General features: G+C 70.1%; 14 protein-coding genes. 13 read left to right on the forward strand and 1 reads right to left on the reverse strand.

Annotated elements, in window-relative coordinates:
* The first annotated feature begins 155 nt into the window (after nt 1-155).
* The 7 genes from aroC (at nt 156) to nusB (ending at nt 6,259) form a co-directional block, all read left to right on the forward strand.
* The gene (gene aroC / locus AB0I69_RS17560) at nt 156-1,340 is read left to right on the forward strand and encodes a chorismate synthase (RefSeq protein WP_363096512.1); all 1,185 of its coding nucleotides are present in this window, start codon (nt 156-158) and stop codon (nt 1,338-1,340) included.
* Nucleotides 1,337-1,855: a shikimate kinase gene (locus AB0I69_RS17565; protein ID WP_363096513.1), complete on the forward strand. Its 519-nt coding sequence runs from the start codon at nt 1,337-1,339 to the stop codon at nt 1,853-1,855. Before aroC ends, AB0I69_RS17565 begins: the two co-directional genes overlap by 4 nt.
* Nucleotides 1,852-2,943 carry a 3-dehydroquinate synthase gene (gene aroB, locus AB0I69_RS17570; RefSeq protein WP_363096514.1) on the forward strand — a complete coding sequence of 364 codons (1,092 nt, stop codon included), beginning with the start codon at nt 1,852-1,854 and terminating at the stop codon, nt 2,941-2,943. The genes AB0I69_RS17565 and aroB overlap by 4 nt, the downstream gene beginning before the upstream one ends.
* Before the next feature lie 166 nt (nt 2,944-3,109).
* Complete coding sequence (locus AB0I69_RS17575) at nt 3,110-3,946, forward strand: Pro-rich N-terminal domain-containing protein (RefSeq protein ID WP_363096515.1); 837 nt, start codon at nt 3,110-3,112, stop codon at nt 3,944-3,946.
* A 152-nt stretch (nt 3,947-4,098) separates the two neighbouring features.
* The gene (locus AB0I69_RS17580) at nt 4,099-5,205 is read left to right on the forward strand and encodes an aminopeptidase P family protein (protein WP_363096516.1); all 1,107 of its coding nucleotides are present in this window, start codon (nt 4,099-4,101) and stop codon (nt 5,203-5,205) included.
* A gap of 50 nt (nt 5,206-5,255) precedes the next feature.
* The gene (gene efp, locus AB0I69_RS17585; RefSeq protein ID WP_019059745.1) at nt 5,256-5,822 is read left to right on the forward strand and encodes an elongation factor P; all 567 of its coding nucleotides are present in this window, start codon (nt 5,256-5,258) and stop codon (nt 5,820-5,822) included.
* A gap of 2 nt (nt 5,823-5,824) precedes the next feature.
* Nucleotides 5,825-6,259, forward strand: a complete 435-nt coding sequence (gene nusB, locus AB0I69_RS17590) for a transcription antitermination factor NusB (protein WP_043683949.1) — start codon at nt 5,825-5,827, stop codon at nt 6,257-6,259.
* 182 nt (nt 6,260-6,441) lie between these two features.
* Here nusB and bldD read toward each other — a convergent pair whose 3' ends face one another.
* Entirely contained in the window at nt 6,442-6,942 is a 501-nt protein-coding gene (gene bldD, locus AB0I69_RS17595) for a transcriptional regulator BldD (RefSeq protein WP_019059743.1), read from the reverse strand.
* Between the two features lie 252 nt (nt 6,943-7,194).
* Between bldD and pyrR the strand changes: the two genes are divergently transcribed.
* The 6 genes from pyrR (at nt 7,195) to carB (ending at nt 15,135) form a co-directional block, all read left to right on the forward strand.
* Nucleotides 7,195-7,758 (forward strand): bifunctional pyr operon transcriptional regulator/uracil phosphoribosyltransferase PyrR, encoded by a 564-nt coding sequence (gene pyrR, locus AB0I69_RS17600; protein WP_363096517.1) that lies wholly within the window; start codon nt 7,195-7,197, stop codon nt 7,756-7,758.
* 86 nt (nt 7,759-7,844) lie between these two features.
* Nucleotides 7,845-8,822: an aspartate carbamoyltransferase catalytic subunit gene (locus AB0I69_RS17605; protein WP_043683948.1), complete on the forward strand. Its 978-nt coding sequence runs from the start codon at nt 7,845-7,847 to the stop codon at nt 8,820-8,822.
* Between the two features lie 5 nt (nt 8,823-8,827).
* Nucleotides 8,828-10,114: a dihydroorotase gene (locus AB0I69_RS17610; protein ID WP_363096518.1), complete on the forward strand. Its 1,287-nt coding sequence runs from the start codon at nt 8,828-8,830 to the stop codon at nt 10,112-10,114.
* Nucleotides 10,111-10,695 (forward strand): hypothetical protein, encoded by a 585-nt coding sequence (locus AB0I69_RS17615; protein WP_363096519.1) that lies wholly within the window; start codon nt 10,111-10,113, stop codon nt 10,693-10,695. Before AB0I69_RS17610 ends, AB0I69_RS17615 begins: the two co-directional genes overlap by 4 nt.
* Nucleotides 10,692-11,834, forward strand: a complete 1,143-nt coding sequence (gene carA / locus AB0I69_RS17620; protein ID WP_363096520.1) for a glutamine-hydrolyzing carbamoyl-phosphate synthase small subunit — start codon at nt 10,692-10,694, stop codon at nt 11,832-11,834. Before AB0I69_RS17615 ends, carA begins: the two co-directional genes overlap by 4 nt.
* Entirely contained in the window at nt 11,827-15,135 is a 3,309-nt protein-coding gene (gene carB / locus AB0I69_RS17625) for a carbamoyl-phosphate synthase large subunit (RefSeq protein ID WP_363096521.1), read from the forward strand. Before carA ends, carB begins: the two co-directional genes overlap by 8 nt.
* Nucleotides 15,136-15,151 lie beyond the last annotated feature (16 nt).

Raw genomic sequence — 15,151 nt, forward strand, 5'->3', positions numbered from 1 at the left:
CGGCGTCCGCTTTCTGGACCGCAGTCCAGGTCCATGGCCCGGACATGGGAGGATCGGGGGTGGCGGGCCAGGGCCGCGCACCCGGTCACGCCGTCGCCGTACGCGAGGATGCGCGTACGCAGGGCAGTATCAGGGCGCGAGCATGAGGAGCACCGTTGAGCAGGTTGCGCTGGCTGACCGCGGGGGAGTCCCACGGTCCCGCACTCGTGGCGACGTTGGAGGGGCTTCCCGCCGGCGTGCCGATCACCACGGAGATGGTGGCGGACCACTTGGCCCGGCGCCGGCTCGGCTATGGACGCGGCGCGCGCATGAAGTTCGAGCGCGACGAGGTCACCTTCCTCGGTGGTGTCCGGCACGGTCTCACGCTCGGTTCCCCGGTCGCGGTCATGGTGGGCAACACGGAGTGGCCCAAGTGGGAGCAGGTCATGGCGGCCGACCCGGTCGACCCGGAGATCCTGGCGGGCCTGGCCCGCAACGCCCCGCTGACCCGGCCGCGCCCCGGCCACGCCGACCTCGCGGGTATGCAGAAGTACGGCTTCGACGAGGCCCGGCCGATCCTGGAGCGGGCCTCCGCTCGGGAGACGGCGGCCCGGGTGGCGCTGGGTGCGGTGGCCCGGTCGTACCTGAAGGAGACGGCCGGTATCGAGATCGTCTCGCACGTGGTCGAGCTGGCTTCGGCAAAGGCTCCGCAGGGTGTGTACCCGACTCCCGCGGATGTCGAGCGGCTGGACGCGGACCCGGTGCGCTGCCTGGACGAGGACGCGTCGAGGGCCATGGTCGAGGAGATCGACCAGGCCCACAAGGACGGCGACACGCTGGGCGGTGTGGTCGAGATCCTCGCCTACGGCGTTCCGGTCGGGCTCGGCTCGCACGTGCACTGGGACCGCAAGCTGGATGCCCGGCTGGCCGGTGCCCTCATGGGCATCCAGGCGATCAAGGGTGTCGAGATCGGCGACGGTTTCGAGCTGGCGCGGGTGCCGGGTTCGCAGGCGCACGACGAGATCGTGAAGACCGACGAGGGCATCCGCCGGGTCTCCGGCCGCTCCGGTGGCACCGAGGGCGGCCTGTCCACGGGCGAACTGCTGCGCGTACGCGCAGCGATGAAGCCCATCGCGACCGTGCCGCGCGCCCTGCAGACCGTCGACGTGGTCACCGGTGAGGCCACGCAGGCCCACCACCAGCGCTCCGACGTGTCCGCGGTTCCGGCCGCCGGCATCGTCGCCGAGGCGATGGTCGCGCTGGTCCTCGCGGACGCCGTGGCGGAGAAGTTCGGCGGCGACTCGGTGCCCGAGACCCGCCGCAACGTCCAGTCGTACCTTGAGAACCTGGCCATCCGATGAGCGCTGCACCGCTGGTCGTCCTGGTCGGCCCGATGGGCGTCGGCAAGTCGACGGTCGGACAGCAACTCGCCGAGCGGCTCGGTGTCGTCTACCGGGACACCGACGACGACATCGTGGCCGCCGAGGGCCGCACCATCGCCGAGATCTTCGTCGACGAGGGCGAGCCGGTCTTCCGCGCCATCGAGAAGCGCGCCGTGCACCAGGCACTGGCCGCGCACGAGGGCGTTCTGGCGCTCGGCGGCGGCTCGATTCTCGACGAGGACACGCGCGCGTTGCTCGCCGGACACCGGGTCGTCTACCTCTCCATGGACGTCGACGAAGCGGTCAAGCGCACCGGCCTGAACGCGGCCCGCCCGTTGCTCGCCATCAACCCGCGCAAGCAGTGGCGCGAACTGATGGAAGCCAGGCGCCACTTGTACGCCGAGGTCGCGCAGGCCGTCGTACCCACCGACGGGCGCACCCCCGAAGAGGTCACCCAAGCCGTCCTGGACGCACTGGAGTTGAAGGCAGCATGAGCGAGTCAGTGACGCGGATCCAGGTCGGCGGCACGGCGGGCAGCGACCCGTACGAGGTCCTCGTGGGCCGTCAACTCCTGGGCGAACTGGGCGGGTTGATCGGCGACAGGGTCAAGCGGGTCGCGATCATCCACCCCGAGGCGCTCGCCGAGACGGGCGAAGCGCTGCGCGCCGACCTGGCCGGGCAGGACTTCGAGGCCGTCGCCATCCAGGTGCCCAACGCGGAGGAGGCCAAGACCGCCGAGGTCGCCGCCTACTGCTGGAAGGCGCTCGGCCAGTCCGGCTTCACCCGCTCCGACGTCATCGTCGGTGTCGGCGGCGGCTCCACCACCGACCTGGCCGGATTCGTGGCCGCGACCTGGCTGCGCGGGGTCCGCTGGATCGCGATCCCGACGACCGTGCTCGCCATGGTCGACGCGGCCGTCGGCGGCAAGACCGGCATCAACACCGCCGAGGGCAAGAACCTGGTCGGCTCCTTCCACCCGCCGGCCGGTGTGCTCTGCGACCTCGCCGCGCTGGACTCCCTCCCGGTCAACGACTACGTCTCCGGGCTCGCCGAGATCATCAAGGCCGGCTTCATCGCCGACCCGGTCATCCTCGAACTCATCGAGTCCGACCCGGAGGCCGCGCGCACCCCGGCAGGACCGCACACCGCCGAGCTCATCGAACGCTCCATCAAGGTCAAGGCCGAGGTCGTCTCGGCCGACCTCAAGGAGTCGGGCCTGCGCGAGATCCTCAACTACGGCCACACCCTCGCGCACGCCATCGAGAAGAACGAGCGCTACAAGTGGCGTCACGGCGCGGCAGTCGCCGTAGGCATGCACTTCGCGGCCGAACTGGGCCGTCTCGCGGGCCGGTTGGACGACGCGACGGCCGACCGCCACCGCACGGTCCTCGAATCGGTCGGCCTTCCGCTCAGCTACCGCTACGACCAGTGGCCCAAGCTGCTGGAGACCATGAAGGTCGACAAGAAGTCCCGCGGCGACCTGCTCCGCTTCATCGTCCTCGACGGCCTCGCCAAGCCGACGGTCCTTGAGGGCCCCGACCCGGCCGTCCTCCTCGCCGCCTACGGCGAAGTGGGCGAGTAAGTCCCGGCAAGCCCCATCCGTCCGATGTGCCTTGCGGGGATGGGCACTTCGGCCGCTCCCCGGCCGTTCACCAAATGGCGGCCGGGGAAGGTACCGTTCGGTAGGGAGCGGGGTTCGGGCCCGCTGCCAGCGCCAATTGCCTTTGTACGAGACGGAGTGGCACCGGATGCAGCACGCAGTGGGGTCTCCGCTGCCGCCGCCCCACCAGCCGGGGCAGGGACCGACCACCGGTTGGTCCCCGGCCGGACAACACTCGGGCCCGCACCATCCCGGCCCGGCCCCCGTGCCACCGCCGCCACCGGCCCCGGGCTTCACGCCCGCCCCGCCGCTGCCGCACACGGTCCCGCGTCACGCACCGGACACCACCGGCCATGTCCAGCTCCCGCCGGGCGGTCCCGTGCCCATGCCGAGCGCCCCGCCCGCCACCGCGGCCCCCGATCCGACCTCCACGACCCTCGCGGTGCTGCTGATCGGCCCCGCCGGCGCGGGCAAGACGAGCGTCGCCAAGTACTGGGCCGACCACCGGCGGGTCCCCACCGCCCACATCAGCCTCGACGACGTCCGCGAATGGGTCCGCTCCGGCTTCGCCGACCCCCAGTCCGGCTGGAACGACCACTCCGAGGCCCAGTACCGCCTGGCCCGCCGCACCTGCGGCTTCGCCGCCCGCAACTTCCTCGCCAACGGCATCTCCTGCATCCTCGACGACGCGGTCTTCCCCGACCGCCCGGTCGTAGGACTCGGCGGCTGGAAACGCCACGTGGGCCCCGGCCTCCTCCCCGTGGTCCTCCTCCCGGGCCTGGAAATAGTCCTGGAACGCAACGCCGAACGCTCAGGCAACCGCCGCCTCACCGACGAAGAGGTCGCCCGCATCCACGGCCGCATGGCCGGCTGGTACGGCTCGGGCCTCCCGATCATCGACAATTCCCAGATGGACGTGCCACAGACGGCCCAGGTCCTGAACGACGTACTGGCCCGCTCCATAGCCAGCCCCCCGAGCTGGTAACCAACGGCCAGCGTCCTACCCAAGGGGCGCGGGGAACTGCGCGCTCAACCCCCACCGACCCGCACTCGGCGAACAACCCGAAGCCCACCCCCGTCCCCCGAACGGCACTCTCCCAACCGGCACAATCCAGCCACCGCTCCTACGCTCATCTCATGTCAGAGGTCCACGCAACCCGCCGAGCCAGGCTCAGGGCACACGCCCAAGCCGGCGGCAGCCAATCCGCGCTGGTCACCAGCCCGGCCAACGTGCGCTACTTGGCCGGTCCAGCCCCACAGGGCACCGTCCTGCTGCTGGGCAGGCGCGAAGACATGCTGGTCTGCGCGAGCCCGCTGGACGAGCGCCCCTCCGAGGGCCGTCCCGACGACACCCTGCGCATCCACATGCTCCCCGGCCCCGACGGCGACCCCGCCGTAGCCGCCGCAGACCTGGCGTCAGCGACCGGCGCCGAATCCATGGCCGTAGAAGAACACCACCTCACCGTGGCCCGCCACCGAGCCCTCCGCTCGGTCGCCCCGACACTCCGCCTCACCGACATCGGCGGCGCGGTCGAGCAGCTGCGGGTCGTCAAGGACGAGGAGGAGATCTCCTGTCTGAGAATCGCCGCCGAAATCGCCGACCAGGCCCTAGGCGAGCTGCTGGAGTCGATCCTCGTCGGCCGTACCGAACGCCATCTCGCCCTCGAACTTGAGCGGCGGCTCGTCGATCACGGCGCCGACGGCCCGGCCTTCGCCACCTCCGTCGCGACCGGCCCGCACTCCGGCAGAGGCGGCCACCGGCCGACCGACCGCCGGGTCGAGGAGGGAGATTTCCTTTCTGTCTGCCTCGGCGCCACCTATCGCGGCTACCGCTGCGAGATCGGCCGTACGTTCGTCATCGGCACCTCTCCGGCGGACTGGCAGATCGAGCTCTACGACCTCGTCTTCGCCGCCCAGCGCGCCGCACGGGAGTCCCTGGCGCCCGGTGCGGCCTACCGGGATGTGGACCGCGCGGCACGTCAGGTGCTGGACTCCGCGGGGTACTCAGAGGGCCTCGCACCCCTCACCGGCCACGGTGTCGGGCTCGAAATCGACGAGGACCCGCAGCTGGCCCCCGCAGCCATGGGTAAACTGGACGCTTGCGTGCCGGTCACCGTCGAACCGGGGGTTCACCTCCCGGGCCGGGGCGGTGTCCGGATCGATGACACGCTCGTCGTACGCCCTGAGGCGGACGGCGGACCCGAGCTACTCACCATCACGACCAAGGAACTGCTCGCGCTCTAGCTTGCGCGTGCCCCTGGGTCGTCCACGTCAGTCCAGGAGATTCCGCAACCGTGGCTTCCACGAACGACCTCAAGAACGGCCTGGTGCTCAAGCTCGACGGGGGCCAGCTCTGGTCCGTCGTCGAGTTCCAGCACGTCAAGCCCGGCAAGGGCCCTGCCTTCGTGCGCACCAAGCTCAAGAACGTGCTCTCCGGCAAGGTCGTCGACAAGACGTTCAACGCCGGCGTCAAGGTCGAGACGGCCACTGTCGACAAGCGCGACATGCAGTTCTCGTACATGGACGGCGAGTACTTCGTCTTCATGGACATGGAGACCTACGACCAGCTCATGGTCGACCGCAAGGCCGTCGGCGACGCCGCCAACTTCCTGATCGAGGGCTTCACCGCCACGGTCGCCCAGCACGAGGGCGAGGTGCTCTTCGTCGAGCTGCCGGCCGCCGTCGAGCTGGTCATCCAGGAGACCGAGCCCGGCGTCCAGGGCGACCGCTCCACCGGTGGCACCAAGCCCGCCACCCTGGAGACCGGCTACCAGATCCAGGTCCCGCTCTTCATCACCACCGGTGAGAAGATCAAGGTCGACACCCGCTCCAGCGACTACCTCGGCCGGGTGAACAGCTAACCGTGGCTGCCCGCAATACGGCCCGCAAGCGCGCCTTCCAGATCCTCTTCGAGGGCGACCAGCGCGGAGTCGGCGTCACCACGGTCCTCGCGGACTGGATCCGGCTCTCCCGGGACGACACCCGGCAGCCGCCGGTCAGCGAGTACACGATGGAGCTGGTCGAGGGGTACGCGCAGCACGCGCGTCGCATCGACGAGCTCATCGCGCAGTACTCGGTCGGCTGGACGCTCGACCGCATGCCCGTGGTGGACCGCAACATCCTGCGCCTCGGCGCCTACGAGCTGATCTGGGCCGACGAGACCCCGGACGCCGTCGTCCTCGACGAGATGGTGCAGCTGGCCAAGGAGTTCTCCACGGACGAGTCGCCCTCGTTCGTCAACGGCCTGCTGGGCCGTTTCAAGGACCTGAAGCCGTCGCTGCGCCGGGACGAGGCGTAAGCAGTACGAGTCCGTCCGGTCAGCCCGGAAAACGCCGGAGGGCCCGCAGCACGACCGCTGCGGGCCCTCCGGCGTTCCCGTACCCGTGAGGCTCCTAAGGCCCGCAGAAAGCCGCCGGGGTGGCCGGAACAGTGAAGTTCCGGCCACCCCGGCGGCACGTTTCTGCTGAGACGGGAAGCGGCTCAGTTCTCCTCGTGGGAGACCGCGCGACGCGCGTCCGCGTCCAGCACGCCCCAGCTGATCAGCTGCTCGGTGAGGACCGAGGGCGACTGGTCGTAGATGACGGCGAGTGTGCGCAGGTCGTCCTGGCGGATCGAGAGCACCTTGCCGTTGTAGTCACCGCGCTGGGACTGGATCGTCGCCGCGTAGCGCTGCAGCGGGCCGGCCTTCTCGGCGGGCACGTGGGCCAGCCGCTCCAGGTCCAGGACCAGCTTCGGCGGCGGCTCGGCGGCCCCGCCCGGCGTGGTCCCCGGCAGCAGCTCCTGCACCGGAACCCCGTAGAAGTCAGCCAGCTCGGCAAGGCGCTGCACGGTGACGGCACGGTCGCCGCGCTCGTACGACCCGACCACGACCGCTTTCCAGCGTCCCTGTGACTTCTCCTCGACACCGTGGAGGGAAAGGCCCTGCTGGGTGCGGATGGCCCGGAGCTTGGCCCCGAGCTGTTTGGCGTATTCGCTGGACATATAGCTCCCGGACACTGTGTCGACGCGGCTGCAGTGTTTCCGCGCCGCGCGGCTGGTAACTCACTGTGAGGTTACGCAGCGTTACGCTGCCGCGTCAAGCCGAATGGTCCGCACCGGCTCTTCCGTGGTAGCCGTGGCCGATTACTCCATAGGGGTGATCAGGGGTGTCGCCCGGGCCTGCTACCGTGGATGGCGCAAATCCGACGTCCTTTAAGGTCCGTCCCGTGAGGCGGAGAAGGAGGTCCGTTTCTTATGGACACTCAGCAGTACGAGTCCGATGCCCGGCCGGTTCTCGAAGCCCCCGACATCGCGCGGGTCCTGACCCGCATCGCCCACGAGATCGTCGAGCGCGCCAAGGGTGCCGACGACGTGGTGCTCCTCGGCATTCCGACCCGGGGCGTCTTCCTCGCCCAGCGGCTCGCCGTCAAGCTGGAGGAGATCACCGACCGAAAGATCCCGGTCGGCTCCCTCGACATCACGATGTACCGCGACGACCTGCGCATGCACCCGCCGCGTGCGCTGGCCCGCACCGACATCCCCGGTGACGGCATCGACGGCCGCCTCGTCGTCCTCGTCGACGACGTGCTCTTCTCCGGCCGCACCATCCGCGCCGCCCTCGACGCCCTGAACGACATCGGGCGCCCCCGCGCCGTGCAGCTCGCGGTCCTGGTCGACAGAGGCCACCGCGAACTGCCCATCCGCGCCGACTACGTCGGCAAGAACCTCCCCACGTCGTTGCGGGAGACGGTCAAGGTCCAGCTCGCCGAGGAGGACGGTCGCGACACCGTGCTGCTCGGCGCCAAGCAGACCTCGTAGCGGGCCGAGGGGCGTACGCCGGTTCGGCGTGCCCCCGTCTGCCCGGAATCTCCCTCTTTCGCGAACTGCCTTACGGAGCCTGACAGATGCAGCGTCATCTCATCTCGGCCGCCGACCTCACCCGCGACGACGCCGTCCTGATCCTCGACACCGCCGAGGAGATGGCCAGGGTCGCCGACCGGCCGATCAAGAAACTGCCGACCCTGCGCGGCCGTACCGTCGTCAACCTCTTCTTCGAGGACTCCACGCGTACGCGTATCTCCTTCGAGGCCGCCGAGAAGCGCCTCTCCGCCGACGTGATCAACTTCACCGCCAAGGGGTCGAGCGTCTCCAAGGGCGAGTCCCTGAAGGACACCGCTCAGACCCTGGAGGCCATGGGCGTCGACGCGGTCGTCATCCGGCACGGTGCCTCCGGAGCGCCGTACCGGCTCGCCACCTCCGGGTGGATCGACGCGGCCGTCATCAACGCCGGTGACGGCACCCACCAGCACCCGACGCAGGCCCTGTTGGACGCGTTCACCATGCGCCGCCGGCTGGTCGGCCGGGACGCCGGGCTCGGGCAGGACCTGGCCGGCAAGCGGATCACCCTCGTCGGCGACATCCTGCACAGCCGCGTCGCCCGCTCGAACGTCGACCTGCTGCACACCCTCGGCGCCGAGGTCACCCTCGTCGCCCCGCCCACCCTGGTGCCGGTCGGCGTCGAGGCCTGGCCCTGCGAGGTCTCGTACGACCTCGACAGCACGCTCTCCAAGTCCGACGCGGTGATGCTGCTGCGCGTGCAGCGCGAGCGCATGAACGCGGCGTTCTTCCCCACCGAGCGCGAGTACTCGCGGCGCTACGGCCTCGACGGCGACCGGATGGCGAAGATGCCCGAGCACGCCATCGTGATGCACCCCGGGCCGATGGTCCGGGGCATGGAGATCACCGCCGAGGTCGCCGATTCGGACCGCTGCACCGTCGTCGAGCAGGTCGCAAACGGAGTCTCCATCCGGATGGCCGTGCTCTACCTGCTTCTGGGCGGCAACGAACCCGCCGTCAGCCACGCCCGTATCGAGGAGAAGTAAGTCACATGAGCAAGATCCTGATCCGTGGTGCGAAGATCCTCGGCGGCGAGCCGCAGGACGTGCTGATCGACGGGGACACGATCTCCGAGGTGGGCGTCGGACTGAGCGCCGAGGGCGCCGAGGTCGTCGAGGCCGAGGGGAAGGTGCTCCTTCCTGGTCTCGTCGACCTGCACACCCACCTCCGCGAGCCCGGCCGCGAGGACTCCGAGACCGTCCTGACCGGTACCCGTGCCGCCGCGAGCGGTGGCTACACGGCCGTGTTCGCCATGGCCAACACCTTCCCCGTCGCGGACACCGCCGGTGTCGTCGAGCAGGTCTACCGGCTCGGCCAGGAGCACGGGTACTGCGATGTGCAGCCCATCGGCGCCGTCACCGTCGGCCTGGAGGGCAAGAAGCTCGCCGAGCTGGGCGCCATGCACGAGTCGGCCGCCGGGGTCACCGTCTTCTCGGACGACGGCAAGTGCGTCGACGACGCGGTGATCATGCGCCGGGCGCTGGAGTACGTGAAGGCCTTCGGGGGAGTCGTCGCCCAGCACGCGCAGGAGCCGCGGCTGACTGAGGGCGCCCAGATGAACGAGGGCGTCGTCTCCGCCGAACTCGGGCTCGGGGGCTGGCCGGCGGTGGCCGAAGAATCGATCATCGCCCGGGATGTCCTGCTCGCCGAGCACGTCGGTTCCCGCGTGCACATCTGCCACCTGTCGACCGCCGGGTCCGTCGAGATCGTCCGCTGGGCCAAGTCCCGCGGCATCGACGTCACCGCCGAGGTCACCCCGCACCACCTCCTCCTCACGGATGAGCTGGTGCGCTCCTACAACCCGGTCTACAAGGTCAACCCGCCGCTGCGCACCGAGCGGGACGTCCTGGCCCTGCGCGAGGCGCTCGCCGACGGCACGATCGACATCGTCGCCACCGACCACGCCCCGCACCCGCACGAGGACAAGGACTGCGAGTGGGCCGCCGCCGCCATGGGGATGGTCGGCCTGGAGACCGCGTTGTCAGTGGTGCAGGAGACCATGGTGGACACCGGGCTCCTCACCTGGACCGGGGTCGCCGAGCGCATGTCCGTCAAGCCCGCCGAGATCGGGCGGGCGGCGGGTCACGGTCGTCCCGTCTCGGCTGGTGAGCCCGCCAACCTCACGCTCGTCGACACGGAATACCGTGGGTCGGTGGACCCCGCGGGCTTCGCTTCGCGCAGTCGCAACACCCCGTACGAGGGGCGTGAGCTGCCGGGCCGTGTGACGCACACCTGGCTCCGGGGCAAGGCCACGCTCGTCGACGGGAAGCTCACGTGACACCTCTGGAACTGACCCACCTCGCGGCCGGGGAGAAGTCCGCCCCGGTGACCGACTGGGCCGCCCGTATCGGCTGGCTCGTCGGCCTCGCCCTCTTCATCGCGCTCGTCTACTGGCTGATGCGCGAGGGCTGGAAGTGGCGCGGCACACTCCAGGGCGACGTCCCCGAGCTGCCCACCTCGCCGGAAGACCCGGGCGAGGCGAAACTGACGATGAGCGGTCGCTACCACGGCTCCACCACCGCCGGGCAGTGGCTCGACCGCATCGTGGCGCACGGCCTGGGCACCCGCAGCAGGGTCGAGCTGACCCTGACGGAGGCCGGCCTGGATGTCGTTCGACCGGGAGCCACCGACTTCTTCATCCCGGCCGAGGCGCTGCGCGAGGCCCTGCTCGGCAAGGGCATCGCCGGGAAGGTCCTCAGCGAGGGCGGACTGCTCGTCGTCACCTGGGCGCACGGCGACAAGCTGATCGACTCCGGGTTCCGTTCCGACCACGCGGCCGAGCACACCGAGTGGGTCGACACCCTGAACAGCATGATCAACAAGAGTCTCGAAACGACCGACACGGAAGGCGCACGATGACCACCTCCACCAGGGGAGCCGCCAAGGTTCCCGCCGTACTCGTCCTGGAGGACGGCCGGATCTTCCGCGGCCGTGCCTACGGGTCCGTGGGGGTGACCTTCGGCGAGGCCGTGTTCTCCACCGGCATGACCGGCTACCAGGAGACCCTGACCGACCCGTCGTACCACCGCCAGGTCGTCGTGATGACCGCCCCGCACATCGGCAACACCGGGGTGAACGACGAGGATCCCGAGTCGCAGCGCATCTGGGTCGCCGGTTACGTGGTGCGCGACCCCGCGCGCGTGCCGTCCAACTGGCGCTCCCGCCGCTCGCTGGACGAGGAGCTGCGCAACCAGGGCGTCGTCGGGATCTCGGGCATCGACACGCGCGCGTTGACCCGCCATCTGCGCGAGCGCGGCGCCATGCGCGTCGGCATCTTCTCCGGCAACGCGCTGCCCGACGACGGCACCATGCTCGCCGAGGTGCGCCAGGCTCCCGAGATGAAGGGCGCCGACCTCTCCGCGGAGGTCGCCACCAAGGAGGCGTACGTCGTCCCCGCGATCGGTGAGAAGAAGTACACCGTCGCCGCCGTCGACCTCGGCATCAAGGGCATGACCCCGCACCGCATGGCCGAGCGCGGCATCGAGGTGCACGTGCTCCCGGCCACCGCGACCGCCGAGGACGTGTACGCCGTACAGCCCGACGGGGTCTTCTTCTCGAACGGACCCGGCGACCCCGCCACCGCCGACCACCCGGTCGCCGTCATGCGGGCGGTCCTGGAGCGCGGCACGCCGCTCTTCGGCATCTGCTTCGGGAACCAGATCCTCGGCCGCGCGCTCGGCTTCGGCACGTACAAGCTGAAGTACGGCCACCGGGGCATCAACCAGCCCGTGCAGGACCGTACGACGGGCAAGGTCGAGGTCACCGCGCACAACCACGGCTTCGCCGTCGACGCGCCCCTCGACAAGGTCTCCGACACGCCCTACGGCCGCGCCGAGGTCTCGCACGTCTGCCTGAACGACCAGGTCGTCGAGGGGCTGCGGCTGCTTGACCGGCCGGCGTTCAGCGTCCAGTACCACCCCGAGGCGGCGGCGGGCCCGCACGACGCGGCCTACCTGTTCGACCGCTTCGTAGAGCTCATGGAGGGCCAGCGTGCCTAAGCGCACCGATATCCAGTCCGTCCTGGTCATCGGCTCCGGCCCGATCGTCATCGGCCAGGCCGCCGAGTTCGACTACTCCGGCACCCAGGCCTGCCGCATCCTGCGCGCCGAGGGCCTCCGCGTCATCCTGGTCAACTCCAACCCGGCGACGATCATGACCGACCCGGAGATCGCCGACGCCACCTACGTCGAGCCGATCACCCCGGACTTCGTCGAGAAGATCATCGCCAAGGAGCGCCCGGACGCCCTCCTGCCCACCCTGGGCGGTCAGACGGCGCTCAACACCGCCATCTCGCTGCACGAGGCGGGCACCCTGGAGAAGTACGGCGTCGAGCTGATCGGCGCCAACGTCGAAGCCATCAACAAGGGCGAGGACCGCGACCTCTTCAAGGGCGTCGTCGAAGCCGTCCGCCAGAAGATCGGGCACGGCGAGTCCGCCCGCTCGGTCATCTGCCACACCATGGACGACGTGCTCGCCGGCGTCGACACGCTCGGCGGCTACCCGGTCGTCGTCCGCCCCTCCTTCACCATGGGCGGCGCCGGCTCCGGCTTCGCGCACGACGAGGAGGAACTGCGCCGCATCGCCGGCCAGGGCCTGACCCTCTCGCCGACCACCGAGGTCCTCCTTGAGGAGTCCATCCTCGGCTGGAAGGAGTACGAGCTGGAGCTGATGCGCGACAAGAACGACAACGTCGTGGTCGTCTGCTCCATCGAGAACTTCGACCCCATGGGCGTCCACACCGGCGACTCGATCACCGTCGCCCCGGCGATGACGCTGACCGACCGCGAGTACCAGGTGCTGCGCGACGTGGGCATCGCGATCATCCGCGAGGTCGGTGTCGACACCGGCGGCTGCAACATCCAGTTCGCGATCGACCCGGTCGACGGCCGCGTCATCGTCATCGAGATGAACCCGCGCGTGTCCCGCTCCTCGGCCCTCGCCTCCAAGGCGACCGGCTTCCCGATCGCCAAGATCGCCGCCAAGCTGGCCGTCGGCTACACCCTCGACGAGATCCCGAACGACATCACGCGCGAGACCCCGGCCTCCTTCGAGCCGACCCTCGACTACGTGGTCGTGAAGGCCCCGCGTTTCGCCTTCGAGAAGTTCCCGAGCGCCGACTCCACCCTCACGACCACCATGAAGTCGGTCGGCGAGGCCATGGCCATCGGCCGCAACTTCACCGAGGCCTTCCAGAAGGCGCTGCGCTCCCTGGAGAAGAAGGGCAGCCAGTTCACCTTCGTCGGCGAGCCCGGCGACAAGATCCAGCTCCTGGAGGAGGCCGTACGGCCCACCGACGGCCGGATCAACACGGTCATGCAGGCCATCCGCGCGGGCGCTACCCAGGAAGAGATCTTCGAGTACACGAAGATCGACCCTTGGTTCGTCGACCAGCTTTTCCTCATCAAGGAGATCGCGGACGAGCTGGCCGCCGCCGACAAGCTGGACCCGGAGCTGCTCGCCGAGGCCAAGCGGCACGGCTTCTCCGACCAGCAGATCGGCGAGATCCGCGGCCTGCGCGAGGACGTCGTACGCGAGGTCCGGCACGCGCTCGGCATCCGCCCGGTCTACAAGACGGTCGACACCTGCGCCGCCGAGTTCGCCGCGAAGACGCCGTACTTCTACTCGTCCTACGACGAGGAGAACGAGGTCGCCCCGCGCGAGAAGCCCGCGGTCATCATCCTGGGGTCGGGCCCCAACCGCATCGGCCAGGGCATCGAGTTCGACTACTCCTGCGTCCACGCCTCCTTCGCGCTCAGCGACGCGGGCTACGAGACCGTGATGGTCAACTGCAACCCCGAGACGGTCTCCACGGACTACGACACCTCCGACCGCCTGTACTTCGAGCCGCTGACGCTTGAGGACGTGCTGGAGATCGTCCACGCGGAGTCCCTCGCCGGTCCGATCGCCGGTGTGATCGTGCAGCTGGGCGGCCAGACCCCGCTGGGCCTGGCGCAGGCACTCAAGGACAACGGCGTCCCGGTCGTCGGCACGCCCCCCGAGGCCATCCACGCCGCCGAGGACCGCGGCGCCTTCGGCCAGGTCCTCGCGGAGGCGGGCCTCCCCGCCCCCAAGCACGGCACCGCCACCACCTTCGTCGGCGCCAAGGCGATCGCCGACGAGATCGGCTACCCGGTCCTCGTCCGCCCCTCCTACGTCCTCGGCGGACGCGGCATGGAGATCGTCTACGACGAGACCCGCCTGGAGTCGTACATCGCCGAGTCGACCGAGATCAGCCCCTCGCGGCCGGTCCTGGTCGACCGCTTCCTGGACGACGCGATCGAGATCGACGTCGACGCGCTCTACGACGGCCACGAGCTGTACCTCGGCGGCGTCATGGAGCACATCGAGGAGGCCGGCATCCACTCCGGCGACTCGGCCTGCGCCCTGCCGCCGATCACCCTGGGCGGCTTCGACATCAAGCGCCTGCGGGCGTCGACGGAGGCCATCGCCAAGGGTGTTGGCGTGCGCGGGCTGATCAACATCCAGTTCGCGATGGCCGGCGACATCCTCTACGTCCTGGAGGCCAACCCGCGCGCGTCCCGCACGGTCCCCTTCACCTCGAAGGCGACCGCCGTGCCGCTCGCGAAGGCCGCCGCCCGCATCTCCCTGGGCGCGACCGTCTCCGAACTCCGCGCCGAGGGGCTGCTCCCGGCCCATGGCGACGGCGGCGAGCTCCCGCTGGACGCGCCGATCTCCGTCAAGGAGGCCGTCATGCCGTGGTCGCGTTTCCGCGACATCCACGGGCGCGGCGTCGACACCGTCCTCGGCCCGGAGATGCGCTCCACCGGCGAGGTCATGGGCATCGACTCCGTCTTCGGCACGGCGTACGCCAAGTCCCAGGCGGGCGCCTACGGCCCGCTGCCCACGAAGGGCCGCGCGTTCATCTCGGTCGCCAACCGCGACAAGCGCTCGATGATCTTCCCGGCGCGCGAACTGGTTGCCCACGGCTTCGAGTTGCTCGCCACGTCCGGCACCGCCGAGGTCCTGCGGCGCAACGGCCTGAACGCGACGGTCGTCCGCAAGCAGTCCGAGGGCGTCGGCCCGAACGGCGAGAAGACCATCGTCCAGCTCATCCACGACGGCGAGGTCGACCTCATCGTCAACACCCCGTACGGCACCGGAGGCCGCCTCGACGGCTACGAGATCCGTACGGCGGCCGTGGCGCGGTCCGTGCCGTGCCTGACGACGGTCCAGGCGCTCGCCGCCGCCGTCCAGGGCATCGACGCCCTCAACCACGGTGACGTGGGCGTGCGTTCACTCCAGGAACACGCGCAGCACCTGACCGCGGCCCGCGACTAGCAGCCGAAGAGGGGGA

This window comes from Streptomyces sp. NPDC050508, from assembly GCF_040655155.1.
Lineage (GTDB): Bacteria > Actinomycetota > Actinomycetes > Streptomycetales > Streptomycetaceae > Streptomyces.

Excerpts from the sequence above, each read along its gene's own strand:
- AB0I69_RS17565 (WP_363096513.1), top strand. The coding sequence starts at position 1,337 with ATGAGCGCTGCACCGCTGGTCGTCCTGGTCGGCCCGATGGGCGTCGGC.
- aroB (WP_363096514.1), top strand. The coding sequence starts at position 1,852 with ATGAGCGAGTCAGTGACGCGGATCCAGGTCGGCGGCACGGCGGGCAGC.
- AB0I69_RS17575 (WP_363096515.1), top strand. The coding sequence starts at position 3,110 with ATGCAGCACGCAGTGGGGTCTCCGCTGCCGCCGCCCCACCAGCCGGGG.
- AB0I69_RS17580 (WP_363096516.1), top strand. The coding sequence starts at position 4,099 with ATGTCAGAGGTCCACGCAACCCGCCGAGCCAGGCTCAGGGCACACGCC.
- bldD (WP_019059743.1), bottom strand. The coding sequence starts at position 6,942 with ATGTCCAGCGAATACGCCAAACAGCTCGGGGCCAAGCTCCGGGCCATC.
- pyrR (WP_363096517.1), top strand. The coding sequence starts at position 7,195 with ATGGACACTCAGCAGTACGAGTCCGATGCCCGGCCGGTTCTCGAAGCC.
- AB0I69_RS17605 (WP_043683948.1), top strand. The coding sequence starts at position 7,845 with ATGCAGCGTCATCTCATCTCGGCCGCCGACCTCACCCGCGACGACGCC.
- AB0I69_RS17610 (WP_363096518.1), top strand. The coding sequence starts at position 8,828 with ATGAGCAAGATCCTGATCCGTGGTGCGAAGATCCTCGGCGGCGAGCCG.
- carA (WP_363096520.1), top strand. The coding sequence starts at position 10,692 with ATGACCACCTCCACCAGGGGAGCCGCCAAGGTTCCCGCCGTACTCGTC.